Origin of the sequence: Alistipes onderdonkii, assembly GCF_025145285.1 — a bacterium.
In the GTDB taxonomy this organism is placed as follows: domain Bacteria; phylum Bacteroidota; class Bacteroidia; order Bacteroidales; family Rikenellaceae; genus Alistipes; species Alistipes onderdonkii.
This window is the reverse complement of record NZ_CP102251.1, coordinates 1992878-2011200: the sequence shown is the minus strand read 5'-3', so window position 1 is coordinate 2011200 and position 18323 is coordinate 1992878. Positions and strand designations below refer to the sequence as shown.

Genomic DNA, 18323 nt, shown 5'->3' with positions numbered 1-18323 from the left:
TTCGTTCGTGTGTGAATGCATCGTCCGGACACGGCAAAGGCCGATGCACGGGGCACCGGCGCTTTGCACATATCCGGGAAGGGTTAGATGGATTCGATGAATTCGACCACCGCGTCGCGGTCGTCCTTGCTCAGCGTGCGGAACTTCTCGACCGACCAGCGGGCGTCGCTCTGCGCCGCGCCATGCCACATGATAGCCTCGATGACCGTCCGCGCACGGCAATCGTGCAGGCGGTCGCTGGCGCCCGTGCACTTCTCGCTCAGGCCACGGCCCCAGAGCGGCGTCGTACGGCACCAGCCCGTGCGGATGTCGTTCACCATGAAGAGCCGGTGCTGCACCATGTCGGAGTAGGGCCAGATCTTCTGGTTAGGATAACGCGGCAGGCGGCTGTCGCCGTCGGCAAAGAAACCGTTGGGGTCGGTAAAGACATCGTCGCCCGTCGTCCAGGTCGGACGGTGGCAGGTGGCACAGCCGATCTCGGTGAAGAGCGCCTTGCCGCGTTTGACGTCCGCATCGTCGAGGTTACGCGCCGCCGGTACGGCCAGACCGCGGTGCCAGACCATGAAGTCGACATAGTCCTCATCGCTCATCTCGACAGGCAGTTCCTTGTTCATCAGATAGTCGTAAATATCCTGCGCAACGTCGCCCGTCTTGTTCCACGCCGGGAAAAGCGTGTAGAAATCCCGCTGCACATCGGCGTCCTTCGACGCTACTTCGGCATAAGCAGCGGTCATGTAGTGGTAGCGGCGGTCGGAGCGGGTCACGTTGGTGATGTTCCAGATGGCATTGGCACCCGCCGCATCCTGCAACGGGCCGCGGCTCAGGGCATAGGTATAGCGCAGCGGATGGGTGGTCGTCCCGTAGGTCTTGACCCACTCGCCGTTCTTGAAGATCGCGGGATTGAGCGGCACGCCGTTCTGCTCCTGGCGAACGTACTCGGCTTTCAGGTCGCTGTCCGAAATGGCATCCAGCAAACCCGTACCGTAGATGCCGATGGTCGATTCGAGGCGCACGCGCACCTTGGCATAGGGCACCTCGCCCTTGGCGCCGATCAGCGGTACGTAATAGGCGTCCTCGGGGATCGTCACTTCGGGATAGATCAGGCTGTAAGACTCGCCGTCGGGAAACTTATTGCCCCACTCGTCGGTATACTCCTGCCAGCCGATCATGATCTTCGATTCGTCGATCGGGGCTTTGAACGGCGCCACGGCCCGCGTTTGCGGCATACCGGTGAGCGATGTCAGGTAATTGTCGTCCTCGTCGGTGATGACCAGCAGATAGCCGTTGCCGATCTGGTTGGTGTTGAACGCGCCTTCGATACGCTTGCCGTGGCCGTAGCCCGGGTGGCAGTGCAGACACGAGGTGCGGATATAGAGCGGCCCGAGGCCGTAGCGCACACCCGACGAGTTGGCCGTGAAGGGTTTTTCGAACAGCGCCTCGCCGTTCAGGAAACGCTGCGTCATCGCGGCGTCGTCATCGACGACCGGCGTAGGCTGCTCGTAGGCCACCGACGTGGTGTTGAAAGCCGTGCCGAGCTTGCCGCCGGCGTAATACTCCTCGGGAACGGGGTCGGGATTCGGATCGGGGGCGGGATCCGTCCCCTTGTCATCAGCGCACGCGGCAGCCATCAGGGCTGCCGACATGCACAGGCTGTAAATCAAGTGCTTTTTCATTGCTGAAAATGGTTATTTTTCGACCGACAGTGCCGTCAGCGCCTTCGTAAGCGCGTTCACAAGGTCGTTATTGCAATAGGTGGCGGCATCCTTCCATGCCTGTGCCGTACGGTTGTCGACGAACGGGGCCGGGCAGGCCTGGATCTTTTCGATCGCCGTGGAAATCGCATTGCGAACCTCCGTATCGAGGACGGGGTCGACCACCTCGATCCAGTCGCTCACCGAAGCGTCGCCGGAGGTCATACCCTGATAGGTGTTCCGGATGCTGATGATGTTGTCGATGAAATCGGTCTTCGAATTCTGGCTGTAAGGCGACTCGATGTAATTGATATCCTCGGAGCTGGTTCCGTTGGCCGGACGGCCGATCTTCTGCGAGCCGACCTCCGTGGCGATGTCGATGCAGCCCTGGATGATCTCCTCGGCGGCATCCTTATAGTTGCGGTACTTGCTGCCGCCCTTCCCCGAATTGCGCATCGAAGCGCCGTAGTCGAAGGTCGGCTCCAGTTCGGCATCGCCCAGGATCGTCTGCTTCTCTTCGGTGACATTGTCCAGCCCCGCCCACGAAGCTTCGAGACGTACGCACATGTTGCACAGATCGTTGGCCACACCGACCAGGTATACCAGCTGGGGACGGGTGTATTTGCCGAGGGCGCGGGGGCCCGCATTCTCGAAAAGCATGTATTCCAACGCATGGAACCCGAGTAGGCCGTAACCCAGATTGGCGCTGACATAATCGGGATTCCTCTCGATCTCGGCCATCATACTGTTGTTGTTCAGCAGGTTCTGAAGCGCCGTGCCGTCCAGCGGCCAGGAGTCGATATGCGGGTCGATGTCGTAATCGGCCGCAGCGCCGTAAAGGTAGGCCTCGCTGAGCTCCCAGTGCTTGCGCGTGGTGATCCAGTCGTTGCAGGCGGCCTGCACCAGCGGGGTCGTAAGGGTTCCCGCGTCGAAAGCCTCCAGCATGGCCTCGCAATCCTCCTGCAAGGCGATGCTCCCGTCGGCCAGGGCCTTATAGGTCGGAATCACGTTATTGTCGACGAAATCTACGGCAGCATCCTTGAGCGCCTCTTCACGCTCGTCGGCAAACGTGTAATCGCCGTCGCTGTCGCTGCACGATGCGGCCCCGAGCGCCAGGACGAGTGCCGCGGCTGCATAAACGGAATTTTTGAACAGATTTTTCATATTCTCATTATGATTTGGTTAACGTCTGAAAAAGCCGGAATAGGCGATCCCCAGCGAAAGGGAGGGCTCGTTGTTGAAACGCCCCGTGCGGGTCTCCCCGGTAGCGGAGTCGGTGTAGTCGTACGACCGGAGCAGGCCGATGCCGTACTCGGCCTTGATGACAATGTTCTTGATCGGGTAATAGTTGAACCCGACGGCTACCCGCTGGCGGCCGCACCAGTCCTGGCGGATCACCGACTTGGCGGTATCGAACATCGAATCGTAGAACTCATAGCGGCCGAAGACGTAGAAGCGGTGTCCCCTCTCCTTGAGCTTGCGTATCTGCGAGAAGATGTCGTAACCGGCTTCCACCCCCGTGGCGATGGCGTCCGAACCCACATATTGCTTGGGCGAGGGCGATGCGTTGGGCATATCGCGGTTGAACTGGGAAATCTTGTCCGAATTGGTCAGGTGCCCGTAGTCGAAGTTACCGCGAACGATCCAGTTATGGGCATCGTAGAGGAAATCGAAGGCGCCGATCATCACCGTACCCTTCACGTCCTTGTATCTGTCCGCACCGGTACGGTTGGCACTCAGGGTATTGCTGAAACTGTTGCCCGCATAGCCGCTCAGGCTCAGGCGCAAGCCCGGGACGGAGTAGTTGTCGATGCGGAACGCCCCGGCATAGGCATTGGCGATCTTGAATTCGTAGGGGCTTCCGGCACCGCCGCTGACCCAACCGTTGTCGCCGAACCGGTCGGAATCCAGTCCCGGCAGGAACATCACCTCGTAACGCCAGTCACCGGCACGTCCCCAGAGGCTGATGCCCGTTTCGTGCCATGTGCAGGGCAGGATCGTATTCTCGCCCTCGGGACGGTAGACCCCGAAGAACTCGGTGGGCATGTGGTGCTGGTTAGTCCCGCCGACGGGCACGATCATATGCCCCAGGCGCAGGTTGAAGGCCGGGCTGAAGCTTTTCTGGAGCCAGAACTGTTCGAGGGCGACCTCGCCGCCGCGTTCGATCTCCGACTCATACTCGCCGCCCTCCTCGAATTCGGTTTCGAAGGCGCTCTCCGTGCCGCCGTGCTCGAATTCGATCTCGGTGCCCATCGACCAGCCGCGCCCGAAATCGTAGCCCAGGTAGATGACCACGTGCGGGAGGTCGAAGCGGCCGTGGCTTTTGTCATTCTTGTACTTGTCAGGGCTGATATAACGCAGGTAGTTGTCGCTGAAGAAATTGCGCGTCATGACGGCCTCGCCGTACCCGCCTACGGTCAGCCGTGAGGGTTTGTCGGCCTCTTTGCTGACGGCGGTCTTCACTTCGGAAGAGAGCTCGGCCCGGATCTCCGACAGGAGTTCGGCTTTCAGCTGTGCCTTCAGCTCGGCATTGGCAGCCGAATCGGCCGCGGCCGCAGGTTCGGGGGCGTTCACGGCTTCCTGCGCATGCAGGGTAACACCCGCCAGTAATAAAATAGGGGTAAACAGTAAAATTCCAAGACGCATAGGCTCTCCGTTTATTTTGTTTGCGGTGGCAAAGTTAAGGTGCCCGCCGAGCCCGGGCAATTCCCTGTTTTAGGTAATTTTCGGGACAGAATAATAACATGTAGGTATTGCTCCCGACGGTAGGGGAATGCGGCGGGTGCCGGTCGTTTCGCCGGCGTTTTTTGCCGTTTCGCCGGAAACGGGCATACACGAACCCGCAACCGGCCCCGTTTTTACCACGAACGGGTGCAATTATACCTTCCGGCAGCGGAGGCTTAGCGGGTTTTTTCGTATCTTTGCATATCCCTCATTAAAGACAACCTCTCCGGTATGAAAAAAAAGAAATGGATCATCACGTCCGTCATCCTCGTAGTATTCTGTACAGGGCTGGTCGTTTACAACCACTACCGCGGCAGTTCGTCAGCCGCCGACGCCGACCCGTCGGAAATCAGCATACCCCGGAAAAGCAGCGTACTGAACGTCAACGGGCTCGTCGTGCGGCCGCAAACCCTCACGGACGGAATCACCTCGGTGGGCAGCCTGCTCCCCGACGAGGAGGTAGACCTCTCGTTCGAGACCTCGGGCAAGATCGTCTCGATCAACTTCCAGGAAGGCTCGACCGTCCGCAAGGGCGAATTGCTGGCCAAAGTCAACGACAAACCGCTGCTGGCACAGCTGTCGCGCTACGAAGCGCAGCTCAAACTGGCCGAAGACCGTGTTTACCGCCAGAGCGCCCTGCTCGAAAAGGACGCCGTCAGCCAGGAAGCCTACGAACAGGCCCGCACCGAACTGGCGATGCTCAACGCCGACATCGACATCGTGCGTTCAAACATCGCGCTCACGGAGCTGCACGCCCCGTTCGACGGCGTGATCGGCCTGCGCAACGTCAGCGAAGGCGCCTATGCCTCGCCGAGCGTCGTGGTGGCCAAGCTGACCAAAATCAAGCCGCTGAAGATCGACCTTTCCGTCCCGGAGCGCTACGCCAGCCAGATAAAACCCGGGACGCGCCTCACGTTCACGGTCGAGGGGTACAACGAGACGTTCCACGCCGAGGTATATGCCACCGAGTCGAAGATCGACCCGAATACTCACTATTTCTCGGTGCGTGCGCACTACCCCAATACGCGGGGCAGGCTGCTGCCCGGACGCTTCGTAAGCGTAAAGATCCGAATGCACGACATTCCCGACGCCATCGCCATCCCGACGCAGGCCGTCGTCCCCGAGATGGGCGTGGACAAGGTATTCCTCTACAAGGGCGGCAAAGCCCACGCCGTAGCCATAAAAACCGGGCTGAGGACGGAATCGCGGATACAGGTCGTCGAGGGGTTGGCCCCGGGCGACACGCTGATCGTCTCCGGCACGCTCCAGCTGCGTGAAGGGCTCCCCGTAAAACTCGACACCGTCGAATAAAACCGCCGCCGCATGAATATTTCCGAACTGAGCATCCGGCGGCCGGTAATGGCATCGGTGCTGACGATCATCATCCTGCTATTCGGTTTCATCGGGTACAGCTACCTCGGCGTACGCGAATACCCGAGTGTCGACAACCCCATCATCTCGGTGACGTGCTCCTATCCGGGAGCCAATGCCGATGTGATCGAGAACCAGATCACCGAGCCGCTCGAACAGAACATAAACGGCATCCCGGGCATCCGCTCGATGTCGAGCGTCAGCAGCCAGGGACAGAGCCGCATCACGGTCGAATTCGAACTCTCGGTAGACCTGGAAACCGCGGCCAACGACGTGCGCGACAAAGTGTCGCGCGCCCAGCGCTACCTGCCCCGCGACTGCGACCCTCCGACGGTCACCAAAGCCGATGCCGACGCCACGCCGATCCTGATGGTAACCATCCAGAGCGACAAACGTTCGCTGCTGGAACTGAGCGAGATCGCCGACCTGACGGTCAAGGAGCAGCTGCAGACGATCAACAACGTCAGCGGCGTGCAGATATGGGGTGAGAAACGCTACTCGATGCGCCTGTGGCTCGACCCGGCCAAGATGGCCGGATACGGCATTACGCCCGTGGACATCAAGAACGCCCTCGACCGCGAAAACGTAGAGCTTCCCTCGGGCAGCATCGAAGGCAACACCACCGAGCTGACGATCCGCACGATGGGGCTGATGCACACCACGCAGGAGTTCAACGACCTGGTCGTACGCGAAGCCTCCAACCGCATCATCCGCCTGAGCGACGTGGGACGCGCCGAACTGGGCCCCCAGGATACGCGCAGCTACATGAAGATGAACGGCATCCCGATGGTGGGCGTCGTGGTGATCCCCCAGCCGGGAGCCAACCACATCGACATCGCCGATGCGGTTTACCAGCGCATGGAGACGATGAAGAAAGACCTGCCGGACGACGTGGTGACCTCCTACGGGTTCGACAACACGCGCTTCATCCGCGCCTCGATCGACGAGGTGCGACAGACCGTCTACGAGGCCTTCATCCTGGTCATCATCATCATCTTCCTCTTCCTGCGCAACTGGCGCGTGACGCTCATCCCGTGCATCGTGATCCCGGTCTCGCTCATCGGCACGTTCTTCCTGATGTACGTCGCCGGGTTCTCGATCAACGTGCTGTCGATGCTGGCCGTGGTGCTCTCGGTCGGGCTGGTGGTCGACGATGCCATCGTGATGACCGAGAACATCTACATCCGCATCGAACGCGGCATGACGCCCAAGGAGGCCGGCATCGAAGGCGCCAAGGAGATCTTCTTCGCCGTCATCTCGACGTCGGTCACGCTGATCGCCGTGTTCTTCCCGATCGTCTTCATGGAAGGCATGACCGGCCGCCTGTTCCGCGAATTCAGCATGGTGATCTCGGGCGCGGTGGTCATCTCGACCTTCGCTGCGCTGACCATCACCCCGATGCTGGCGACCAAACTGTTGGTGCGGCAGGAGCGCAAAAGCTGGTTTTACAGCAAGACCGAACCCTTCTTCGTGGGAATGAACAACTTTTACCAGCGCACGCTGGCCGGGTTCCTGCGGCGGCGCTGGCTGGCATTGCCGCTCATTGCCCTGATGATCGGACTGATCGGCTGGCTGTGGCGGGCCATCCCGGCGGAAATGGCGCCGCTCGAAGACCGCTCGCAGATTTCGATCAACACCCGCGGGTCGGAAGGCGCCACCTACGAATACCTGCGCGACTACACCGAGGATATCAACCGCCTGGTCGATTCGCTCGTACCCGAGGCCCAGTCGGTCACGGCGCGCGTATCGAGCGGCTCGGGTAACGTCCGGATCGCCCTGACCGACATCTCGACCCGCAAACGCTCGCAGATGGAGATCGCCGAGGAGCTTTCGGCGGCCGTACGTACCAAGACCAAGGCCCGCGCCTTCGTGCAGCAGCAGAGCACCTTCGGCGGCCGCCGCGGCAACATGCCCGTGCAGTACGTCCTGCAGGCCACCGGCATCGAACGGTTGCAGGAGGTGCTGCCCGAATTCATGCGCAAGGTCTACGAAAGCCCCGTGTTCCAGATGGCCGACGTCGACCTGAAATTCAGCAAGCCCGAGGCGCGCATCATCATCAACCGCGACAAGTCGAACCTGCTGGGCGTCTCGACGCGCGACATCGCCCAGACGCTCCAGTACGGGCTCAGCGGCCAGCGTATGGGCTACTTCTACATGAACGGCAAGCAATACGAGATACTGGCCGAAATCAACCGCCAGCAACGCAACAAGCCCGCCGACCTGCGGTCGATCTACGTACGCAGCGACAAGGGCGAGATGATCCAGCTGGACAACCTGATCGCACTGGAAGAGAACGTCGCCCCGCCGCAATTGTACCACTACAACCGGTTCCTCTCGGCGACCGTATCGGCCGGGCTGGCGAAGGGCAAGACCATCGGGCAGGGGCTCGACGAGATGGATCGCATCGCCGCCGAAACGCTCGGCGACGATTTCCGCACGGCGCTGGCCGGCGACTCGAAGGAGTTCCGTGAAAGTTCGTCGAGCCTGATGTTCGCCTTCCTGCTGGCCATCCTGCTGATCTACCTGATCCTCGCGGCGCAATTCGAGAGCTTCAAAGACCCGTTGGTCATCATGCTCACCGTGCCGCTGGCCATTGCGGGGGCACTGGTATTCATGGCCGCCAACGGGCAGACGATGAACATCTTCAGCCAGATCGGCATCATCATGCTCATCGGCCTGGTGGCCAAGAACGGCATCCTCATCGTGGAGTTCGCCAACCAGAAGCAGGAAGCGGGAATCGACAAACTGCACGCCATCGAGGAAGCCTCGCTGCAACGCCTGCGCCCGATCCTGATGACGAGCGCCTCGACCATACTCGGCCTGCTGCCGCTGACCGTCGCCACGGGCGAAGGTGCCAACGGACGTATCGCCATGGGTATCGCCGTAGTGGGCGGTATGGTGGTATCCACCCTGCTGACGCTCTACATCGTCCCGGCAATATACAGCTACGTATCGACAGACCGGAGTAAGAAACAGAAATAAGGAAGCCCAATGAAACGAGTGATTTTATCGGCCCTGGCCGCGGGGATTTTCGCAACGGCGGCGGCACAGGAGGAGCTGACCCTCCGCAAGTGCCTGGAAATAGGGTTGGAAAACAACTACGACATACGCATCGTGCGCAATGAGGAGCGCATCAGCGACAACAATGCCACGGCGGCAAATGCCGGCATGGTGCCGACGATCGACTTCGAGGCGGGTTATTCGGGGGCGCTGGACAACGAGCGCACCACACCGCGCGAAGGGGACGCATGGTCGGACAACGGCATCTACGACCAGACGTTCAACGCCGGGATCAACCTCAACTGGACGATTTTCGACGGATTCCGCATCCGTACCAACTACAAAAAGCTCAAAGAGATGCAGGAGATGGGCACTGTCCGCACCCGCATCACGATCGAGGACTTCGTAGCCAGCCTGACGGCCGAATACTACAATTACGTCCAGCAAACGCTGCGCCTGCAGAATTTCCGCTATGCCGTGGCGCTTTCGCGCGAGCGGCTGCGCATCACCGAAGCGCGGGTCAGCGTCGGCAATTTCTCGCGCCTCGACCTGTTGCAGGCACGCGTGGACTTCAATGCCGACAGTTCGAAATATATGTCCCAGCAGGAGCTGGTTTCGGCTTCGCGCATCCGCATCAACGAACTGCTGGCCAACAAGGACGTCAACGAAATGCTCTGTATCCGCGACTCGGTGATCGAGGTCAACGGCGAGCTCAAATGGGAGGAGCTGCTGGCACAGACGCTCGACACGAATGCCTCTCTGCTGCTGGCAGGGCATGACAATGTGCTGGCCGAACTCGACCTGAAGACCGTGCAGGCGCGCAACTACCCCTATCTGAACCTGACGACGGGATACGGCTACACCTACAACCGTTTCGGGAACGGGACGACCCAGTCGCGCGGGACGCTGGGACTGAACGCCGGGGTGAAACTCGGCATCACGATCTTCGACGGCAACCGCCGCCGGGAGCAGCGCAACGCCCGCATCGACGTGGAAAATGCGCAGCTCACGCGCGAAAGGCTCGAGCAGTCGCTGCGTGCCAACCTGTCGAACTTCTGGCAGGCCTACCGCAATAACCTCGAGGTGATCCAATTGGAAAAAGAGAACCTGATCGCCGCCAAGGAGAACTACGAGATCGCCATGGAGCGTTACCTGCTGGGCGACTTGCCGGGCATCGAGATGCGCGAAGCGCAGAAGAGCCTGCTCGATGCCGAAGAGCGCATCCTCACGGCGAAATACAATACGAAGGTTTGCGAAATATCGTTGCAGCAGATCAGCGGCAACGTCATGACTTACATGGAATAAACCCGCGGTTCATTATTTCTCGCCTTGGGGCATCGGAGAACGGGCGGAGAGGAAATCGCAGAACGGCTGCCTGTAATTCCCGCAGACAGGGATATACTCCTTGCGAAGACGATGCGGTTGCGGCCGATCACGCGGATTCCGGCGGGCAAGCCCCCCTCGCAAAACAAGGGTGCCCGGCGTGCGTTACGCCGGGCACCCTCTCCTACCCAACCTGTCCGGGCCCTGCCCGGACATCGTTACCCGTTACAAATCGATACGCTTGCAGGACGCACCCGCCACATCGAAGGGCTTATCCACGCCGGGTAACGAAACCTTATGTTTTTTTTCATCCATATTGACAACGATATAGACCTTGCGGCCGTCCGGCTTCCGCCACTCGGCGGCCAGCACCGACGCGTCATCGCCGAACCCGGGGATCTTCACGATGGGGTTGTCGCCCGCCGGGGTGAGCTCGCGGATGAAGAGGCCGCCGTACACGACATCGTGCAGGCTGCGGCGGAAATCCATGAGCGTCTTCATGAAACGCGCCTCGCTGACGGCCTGTTCCGACATCAGCGGGATGGGGTCGACCCACCCGATCTGCGAACCCCACAACAACGCCTTCGCCAGTTCGTAACGGAAATCGCCCAGCGACATCTTATCCGCCTCGCTCGGCGTATAGGTGAAGGCGCTGGTGACGGCACGGTCGGAATAGACCATCGGGAACACCGGCCGGATGATGCAGTTGTCCTCCTCATGGGGCGTATTGACGACCAGCAGCATGTCGAACAGGTCGATATAGCACTCGGCATTCTCCTCGCTGGTCAGGATCCTGTCCTCGAGCAGGTGGTGCGCACGGATCTCGCCGATAAGCCTGCGATAGCCGTCGTACCAGAAATCGCCGCCCCCGACCGGATGGCCGTGCGCCTCGTTCCAACAGGGTTCGGGCGCCGCCGCAGCGATCTGGTCGATATAGATTCCGTTCACCCCGATCGCGTGTTGCAGGCTGTCCACCAGTCCGATGATCTTCCGGTGCCAGATATCCGTCGAGGGGCAGGTCACCGTATTGAGGACTTTCGACGTGGGGTAAATCTCGGTATAGAGCGAACCGTCGGGTTTACGGCACGACGCGTCGTAACCGCGGTCGCGCTTATAGCTGTCGGCCGCCGGATCCCAGAGCCGGCCGTTGATATAAGGCGTCACACGCGCCCCCAGAAGCTGGGCGTCACGCACCATCCCTGCGAAACGCTCCTGTGCGGGCAGGTAATCGGGATAGTGGGTATCGTAGGGGTAATGATGCCAGAAATACCAGTGCACACCCAGCCCTTGCCCGAAATACCGGGCAGCACGCCGGACGGCATCGTACGTCTGGTCGGTCACATGCTTGGCACGCACCCACGCGTCGGCATCGTAACACCACTGCGGGATATTGCGCGAGGCGAGCGGCTTGCTGCCCCATTCGGTCGTGAAGGTAAACGGACGGTACCACCTGACAACGGCATCTTCCCAACCCTTCGGCGTGAAACCCGTGACCGAGACCCACGGCAGGCGGAACGTCCCGTCCGCGATCCATCCGGCCGAGGCGGGGATGGCATCGCAGAACGCAACCGTCGTCGGCGTACACTGCGCCGAATAGGTCTTTCCGCAACCGCGGCGGTCTTCCGTCCCGTAATAGAACGCACCCTCGGCATTGTGTACCACGAGGAACTGCATGGCGGAGGCATGCGACGGGTAACGGGCTTCGAACGTGGCGATGTCGAGCGGCTTCTCGACGCCCCAGCCTTCGGTGGTGATGATCCTGCCGTCTTCGGGGCGTTCGATCACGACATTGGGGAATTTCAGATCCGTGACCAGCCACCCGGCGGGCAGGTCGGCCTCTATGTTCCATTGCAGCAGCTCGCCGCCGTCGGGAAGCGTCACGTACATCCGCACGGGATATTTCACCGGCGAGTAGTCCAACGTCAGCTCCCACGTGAACACCAAAGTTTTGGCCCGGGCGTCATCGCGGACTTGCACCCCGCGGTAAACGGCATGTTCGGGTTTCAACTCCGGGTTTTCTCCCTGGGAACCTTTGTATATCAGGATCCACGGCGTTTCGTTCTTGCCTGCCCCGACGACCTGTTTCCCGTTGAGCACCAGTTTCTCGATGTCGAAGCTTCCGCTCCCGCTGAAAACGGCCTCGACCGCACCGTTCGACAGGGTGTAGTCTTCGCCGGTACGGCTTGCGGCCGTTTTATCCTGTGCGAATATTTGCGTGTGTAGCAGGAGGCCCGCCACCAGCATACAACAATTTTTAATCATCATTTATTCCGGGTATTTTATTGAATTTTCAACTCAGCGCAGTTCCATGCGGTGCGGCCGGCGTAGCCGGATGCGGGCATAAACGGCAAATATAATATACATAGGTATACCCTGTTAGCCGGTAAGCCCGAAAGTTTACAGGGCAAAAATAAGCAAAAATATTTTACTTACAAACCCAAAAACAGTAAAAAACTTTTCGAATCATTGAAGCGGCAAAAATCAGGGGAGGCAACTATTTCCCGGCAGGAATGATTCGAGAAGAGATGAAACATAAAAATATAAGATATTGTATTACACAATTTTAACAGCCAAGACCGTCTTAATCCGTTAGCCCAAAGCCAAGTAGCTGATAAAAAGGACATTACTTTTTCACAAATATTTCACAGCCCTAAAAACACCAACAATATATTGAAAATCAACATATTATACACACAAACCCAAGGACATGCAAATCGTACCGCACCCCTTTAAAGTAAAAAAACTTATCAAAAATAGTAATGATAATAATTTTATTGTTATATTTGTTACCGGATAATGAATACTTTTAACTGAATTTCACAGAAAAAAAAGTACCACACAGGCCGTATGTTGTCGTATATCAAGTTCTTTCGGCATTGACGGCCATATCGGCAGACGAATTATACAACCGACTAATTATTCACCATACCTAAAAACTAAAACGTGCCTATGGTAAAACAGACGAGACCCGAACTATTGACTTCCTGAAAAACACTAATCCAAAGTGCTTCTAGCCAAGCAAGGATCAATCCAACACGTACGGGCCCGCGGCGCCCGACCGACGCCCGAACCGTACAAATCTACATTAAGTAATTATAAATGAGGAAATATGACAATGACTATACAAAAGCTCTTTTGTAAAATAATGCTCCGGTCATTCGTGTTGATACTGGGGCTTATATCGGTTACGGAATTGAGCGCAAATCCCGAATTTGTGTATTCCGCAAGCAGCCTGGAATCGTCTGTTACCGCCCCGCAAGGGGGGGGGAACGTCAAGATGACCGGACGCGTCCTGGACGAGACCAAGGCGGGTGTACCGGGAGCCACCGTGATCGTCAAGGGCAGTACCCGCGGTGTCATCACGGGTAATGACGGTACCTTCTCGATCGACGTAAAGCCGACCGATGTAATCGAGATTTCGTACCTGGGTTATGAAACCCAGAGCATTCCCGTCGGAACGAAGACCAACATCGTGACCGAGCTGGTGCGCAAGGTTTCCGAACTGGAGGCAGTAACCGTAGTCGCATACGGTAAACAGCGCAAGGAGAGTATCATCGGCGCCATCAACACCATCGACGCCGGCGAACTGGAAGTGGCAAGCGGCTCGCTCTCCTCGAACCTCGCCGGCAAACTGGCGGGTATCGTCGTGATGCAGCGTACGGGCGAACCCGGATCGAGCGCCGAGTTCTGGATCCGCGGACAGAGTACGTTCGGTGCCAAAACCACCCCGCTGGTGCTCGTCGACGGTATCGAGCGCGACATGGACTTTGTCGACGCGGACGACATCGCCACGTTCTCCATCCTGAAGGACGCAACGGCGACCGCCCTCTACGGTGTGCGCGGTGCGAACGGCATCATCCTGATCACCACCAAACGAGGCACCGAAATGACGGCGCCCCAGATCCGCGTCAAGGCCGAATTCGGCATTACGCAGCCTGTCCAGCTGCCCGAGCTGGCGAACGCTTCGCAGTGGATCGACTACTACAACGAACTCTACCGCGACAGCGGCAGCACCGAGATGCCGATTTCGGACTACGCCCGCCAGATGTACCTGAGCGGCCGCGACCCCGACCTCTATCCGAACGTCGACTGGGTCAACACCATCTTCAAGGACTTGGCCATGACCGGCCGCGTACACGCGAGCGTCACGGGCGGCTCCCCGAAAATCCGTTACTACGTTTCGGCATCCTACTACACGGAAGGCGGTATGTTCAATGTCGCTGACAACGACCGTTACAATGCCCAGATGAACTTCAACAAGTACAGCTTCCGCTCGAACATCGACATCGACATTACCAAGTCGACGCAGCTGGGCCTTTCGCTCTCCACGCAGTATACGACCAAAAACGCTCCCTGCACGACCACGAACGACCTGTACGCCTACACGATGTACGTTACCCCCGTGGCTACGCCGACCGTATTTTCGAACGGCATGCTGGCAATCCCGCAGGAGTCGGGCTCGGTCAACCCCTACAACATGCTGAACAACACCGGATACCGGCGCTACAACACCATGGTGGCGCAGTCCCTGCTGTCGCTGACGCAGGATTTCTCGGACATCATCACCCCCGGCCTGAAAGCCAATGTAAAATTCGCATGGGATGCACAGAACGCAACCCTCCTGGAGCGCGCAATGTCCCCCGTGACCTACTATGCCACCGGGCGCGACGAAAACGGCGAACTGATGCTGACCGCTGCCAACCCCAACGGCAGCAACTACATGCGCCTCGCGACATCGGACTCGTCGGGTACGACGGCCATCAATTTCGAGGGCTCGCTTATCTATGAGCGCCTCTTCGCGGAAGACCACCGCGTAAGCGGCATGTTCCTCTACTCGGTACGCAGCAAATCCAAAAACAGGCCCGTCAATTACATCGACGCCTACCCGACTAAGAACATGGGTATCGCCGGGCGTTTCACCTACGCCTTCCGCGACAAGTATTTCGCCGAGTTCAACTTCGGTTACAACGGTTCAGAGAACTTCGCCCCCGGCAAGCGCTACGGCTTCTTCCCCTCGTACGCCGTAGGATACATGATCAGCAACGAAAAATTCTGGGAGCCGCTGCGCGACAAGGTCAACATCCTGAAAATCCGCGCCTCGTACGGTAAGATCGGTAACGACGAGATCGGCGGCAGCCGCCGTTTCGCCTACAATACGACCATGAACACCAATGCCGGCGGGTTCACTTTCGGCGACCTGGGACAGACCAACCTGCCCGGCTATTCGACCGGCGAGTACGGCAACCCGGACGTTGCCTGGGAAGAGGCGACGAAGGCCGACGTCGGTATCGAGCTGGGGCTGTTCAACAAGATCAAGATCCAGGCGGACTACTTCTATGAGAAACGCGAAGGCATCTTCATCCAGCGCGAATCCACCCCGTCGGTGGTCGGCACGAAAACGGCGCAGTGGGTCAACCTCGGCCGCATGAAGAACCAGGGTTTCGACATGTCGCTCGAATTCGACCACAGCTTCAACAAGGATTTCAGCATATCGGCACGCGGTAACTTCACCTACAACCGCAACAAGAAACTCTACGACGACAAACCCGACCAGATCTGGAAATACCAGAACCTCGCCGGCTTTGCCAACAACCAGCAGTTCGGCCTGATCGCCGAAGGCCTGTTCGAGTCGGAAGAGGACATCGCCAACTGGCCCAAGCAGGATTTCGGCACCGTGCGCCCGGGTGACATCAAGTACCGCGACGTCAACGGCGACGGCGTGGTCAACACCTTCGACAAGGTGGCCATCGGCTATACGCTCGTACCGGAGATCAACTACGGTTTCGGCGCCAGCGTCAAATGGAAAGGCATCGACGTATCGGTATTCTTCTCGGGCGTGGGCCACGTGACCCGCATCATCCAGGGCCAGAACCTCTTCGGCGCTTCGTCGACGATCCTCCGCATGGGACAGATCTTCGAAGATGTGGCAAAGAACCGCTGGACGCTCGACAACCAGAATCCCAACGCCCCCTACCCCCGCCTGTCGCTCAACAAGGTGGACAACAACCAGCAACTTTCGACCTACTGGCAGCGCGACATGAGCTTCATGCGTCTGAAAGATGCGGAGATCGGCTATACGCTCCCCGAAAGCATGACCAAGAAATGGGGCCTGTCCAAGATCAGGTTCTATATCCAGGGAAAGAACCTGGTTACATTCAGCGATTTCAAACTCTGGGATCCCGAGGTAAATGCAAATTACGGTAATGTATACCCCCTCATACGTACCTTTGCAATCGGTGCAAATGTCAACTTCTAAAAAAGGATAAGCAATGAAAAAAATACGAATATTCGCAACCGCCCTGTTACTGGCCTTTACGCTGTCCTCCTGCGAGTCGTTCTTCGACGTGGAACTGGACGACCAGGCCAAGATCGAGGATATTTTCCGGCAGAAAACGGAAGTCCAGAAATACCTGAGCCACCTTTACTCCTACATTCCCCAGGAGGAAGAGGTCGTAGGCATGCACGGCTGGACGGTAGGACGTGCGGACGAGTCGTTGTTCTCGTGGTACCAGTGGGTCTACTACACCCAGTTCAGAACCGGCAACTACAGCAGCGCCACGACCAACTTCAATTACTGGCCGGATTACTACATCGGCATCAACCAGTGCTCCATCTTCCTGAAATATATCGACCTCGACAAGGAAGACACCCCGGCGACCCTCGCATACATGAAGGCCGAAGCCCGTTTCCTGCGCGCCTACTACTATTTCCTGCTGTTCCGCCAATACGGCCCGGTATTCATCTGGGGCGACCAGATCGCCGACGAGACGATCGACGGCAAGACCGTAGACCGCCACACCGTACAGCAGAACATCGACTTCATGGTCGGGGAGCTCGACGCGATCAAGAACGACCTGCCGGTACGCACCGACGACATCGGTATCGACGGCAAGCAGTGGGCCGGCCGTGTTACGCGCGGTGCAGCCCTGGCATTGAAATCGCGCATACTGCTTTATGCCGCATCGCCGTTATATAACGGGTGCGACCTTTACAAAGGCCAGATGCAGAACATACGCGGTGAATTCCTCTTCCCGCAGAGCAAGGATGAAACCAAATGGGAAGCAGCCGCACAGGCAGCCTGGGATGTCATCGAACTGGCAGAAACGGGCTTATACGATCTCTATAAGGACACGGAACAGACCGACGAATTCACGCGTTACATGTCCTCTTATCAGGGCGTAAGGCTGAAGCCCTGGAACAAGGAGACCATCTGGGGATGGTGGAGCCGCTCGGGCAGTTATTCGTGGCTGGGCGGCACGGGCGGTCTGCTGGCATGCGCCATGCCGGGCATGACGGGTGCTTCGGGCGCCGTTTACCAGGGTTACGGCGGTATCCAGCCTTCGCTGAAGCTGGTCGACAGCTATCCGATGTACACGACCGGACGCTATCCCGTGACAGGCTACCAGGGTGAGAACGACATGTCGAAACCCATCGTCGATCCGCAATCGGGTTATCAGGCGACCGGATTCACCGATGGGTACAAGCAGCCCGGTATCGACTGGGGCGACGGCATCAAGGCCCATAACAGCTGTATCAACCGTGATCCCCGTTATTATGCCTGCCTGGTGCCCAACGGCTTCTGGTGGCCCAACAAGACGGAGAACATCAAGTTCACCTGCTACAACAATGACGCCTGCACCAATAAGTGGAATGCAGGTGAAGGCGGCGGTATCACCCGCGTAGGTTATGTATGGCGCCGTCTTTACGAAACCAACAAATCGTTGCGCGAGGCTACCGACTATACCACGATGAAAACGGTTTACCCGGCGTTCCGCCTGGCGGAGATCTACCTCAACTATGCCGAGGCCTGCAACGAAAAGCCCCAGCGCGACGAAGCCGCAGCGCTCGAATACCTGAACAAGGTGCGCGAACGGGTGGGCCTGAATAAGATCCAGGAGGCCTATCCCGAGATCCGCGGCAACCAGGAGCTGCTCCGCTGGTGCATCCAGAAGGAGCGCATGGTAGAGTTCGGACTGGAAGCGATGCGCCACTACGACGCCTGCCGCTGGATGATCGCCAAGAAGGAATACCCGAGCGAGAACTGGACGCTGCACGTAAGCGCCACCACGTACGAAGAGTCTTACGAACGCGTGTCCAACGACTACGTCGGTTCGCCCGCCGTTTTCCGCGACAAGGATTACCTCCATCCTATCAATGCGACACAGATGGCCGAAATGACCAACATGACCCAGAATTACGGACATTAATAAATGC

The 18323-nt window shown here is 58.5% G+C and carries 9 protein-coding genes; 5 read left to right on the top strand and 4 right to left on the bottom strand.

Translation table 11 applies throughout. From position 1 onward, the window contains the following. Positions 1-83: 83 nt before the first annotated feature. Genes NQ559_RS08270 through NQ559_RS08260 form a run of 3 tightly spaced genes read right to left on the bottom strand, consistent with a single transcriptional unit; the run spans position 84 to position 4337 of the window. Entirely contained in the window at positions 84-1673 is a 1590-nt protein-coding gene (locus tag NQ559_RS08270; RefSeq protein ID WP_018696208.1) for a di-heme oxidoredictase family protein, read from the bottom strand. Positions 1674-1685: 12 nt separating this feature from the next. Beyond that, positions 1686-2855, bottom strand: coding sequence for an imelysin family protein (locus NQ559_RS08265; protein ID WP_018696209.1), 1170 nt, complete (start codon positions 2853-2855; stop codon positions 1686-1688). Positions 2856-2873: 18 nt separating this feature from the next. Then, on the bottom strand, positions 2874-4337 hold the full coding sequence (locus NQ559_RS08260) for a hypothetical protein (protein ID WP_026318429.1): 1464 nt from the start codon (positions 4335-4337) through the stop codon (positions 2874-2876). A gap of 309 nt (positions 4338-4646) precedes the next feature. Here NQ559_RS08260 and NQ559_RS08255 point away from each other — a divergent pair, with 309 nt between their 5' ends. From NQ559_RS08255 to NQ559_RS08245, 3 genes are read left to right on the top strand one after another with little or no spacing between them, the layout of a single operon-like run. Then, complete coding sequence (locus NQ559_RS08255; protein WP_018696211.1) at positions 4647-5726, top strand: efflux RND transporter periplasmic adaptor subunit; 1080 nt, start codon at positions 4647-4649, stop codon at positions 5724-5726. 12 nt (positions 5727-5738) lie between these two features. Further along, a complete protein-coding gene (locus NQ559_RS08250) occupies positions 5739-8768 on the top strand; it encodes an efflux RND transporter permease subunit (protein ID WP_018696212.1) in 3030 nt (1009 codons plus the stop codon). A 9-nt stretch (positions 8769-8777) separates the two neighbouring features. Further along, positions 8778-10091, top strand: a complete 1314-nt coding sequence (locus NQ559_RS08245) for a TolC family protein (protein ID WP_018696213.1) — start codon at positions 8778-8780, stop codon at positions 10089-10091. A gap of 243 nt (positions 10092-10334) precedes the next feature. Here the strand turns inward: NQ559_RS08245 and NQ559_RS08240 are convergent, their stop codons facing one another. Next, entirely contained in the window at positions 10335-12374 is a 2040-nt protein-coding gene (locus NQ559_RS08240; RefSeq protein ID WP_026318430.1) for a DUF6259 domain-containing protein, read from the bottom strand. A gap of 1012 nt (positions 12375-13386) precedes the next feature. Here NQ559_RS08240 and NQ559_RS08235 point away from each other — a divergent pair. Continuing rightward, positions 13387-16365: a SusC/RagA family TonB-linked outer membrane protein gene (locus NQ559_RS08235; protein ID WP_052011091.1), complete on the top strand. Its 2979-nt coding sequence runs from the start codon at positions 13387-13389 to the stop codon at positions 16363-16365. 13 nt (positions 16366-16378) lie between these two features. After that, positions 16379-18316, top strand: coding sequence for a RagB/SusD family nutrient uptake outer membrane protein (locus tag NQ559_RS08230; RefSeq protein ID WP_018696216.1), 1938 nt, complete (start codon positions 16379-16381; stop codon positions 18314-18316). Positions 18317-18323: the final 7 nt, after the last annotated feature.

Bases quoted from the DNA above. Each gene is read 5' to 3' on its own strand.
- NQ559_RS08255 (WP_018696211.1), top strand. From the start codon at position 4,647: ATGAAAAAAAAGAAATGGATCATCACGTCCGTCATCCTCGTAGTATTC.
- NQ559_RS08235 (WP_052011091.1), top strand. From the start codon at position 13,387: ATGACCGGACGCGTCCTGGACGAGACCAAGGCGGGTGTACCGGGAGCC.
- NQ559_RS08260 (WP_026318429.1), bottom strand. From the start codon at position 4,337: ATGCGTCTTGGAATTTTACTGTTTACCCCTATTTTATTACTGGCGGGT.
- NQ559_RS08245 (WP_018696213.1), top strand. From the start codon at position 8,778: ATGAAACGAGTGATTTTATCGGCCCTGGCCGCGGGGATTTTCGCAACG.
- NQ559_RS08265 (WP_018696209.1), bottom strand. From the start codon at position 2,855: ATGAAAAATCTGTTCAAAAATTCCGTTTATGCAGCCGCGGCACTCGTC.
- NQ559_RS08230 (WP_018696216.1), top strand. From the start codon at position 16,379: ATGAAAAAAATACGAATATTCGCAACCGCCCTGTTACTGGCCTTTACG.
- NQ559_RS08270 (WP_018696208.1), bottom strand. From the start codon at position 1,673: ATGAAAAAGCACTTGATTTACAGCCTGTGCATGTCGGCAGCCCTGATG.
- NQ559_RS08240 (WP_026318430.1), bottom strand. From the start codon at position 12,374: ATGATGATTAAAAATTGTTGTATGCTGGTGGCGGGCCTCCTGCTACAC.
- NQ559_RS08250 (WP_018696212.1), top strand. From the start codon at position 5,739: ATGAATATTTCCGAACTGAGCATCCGGCGGCCGGTAATGGCATCGGTG.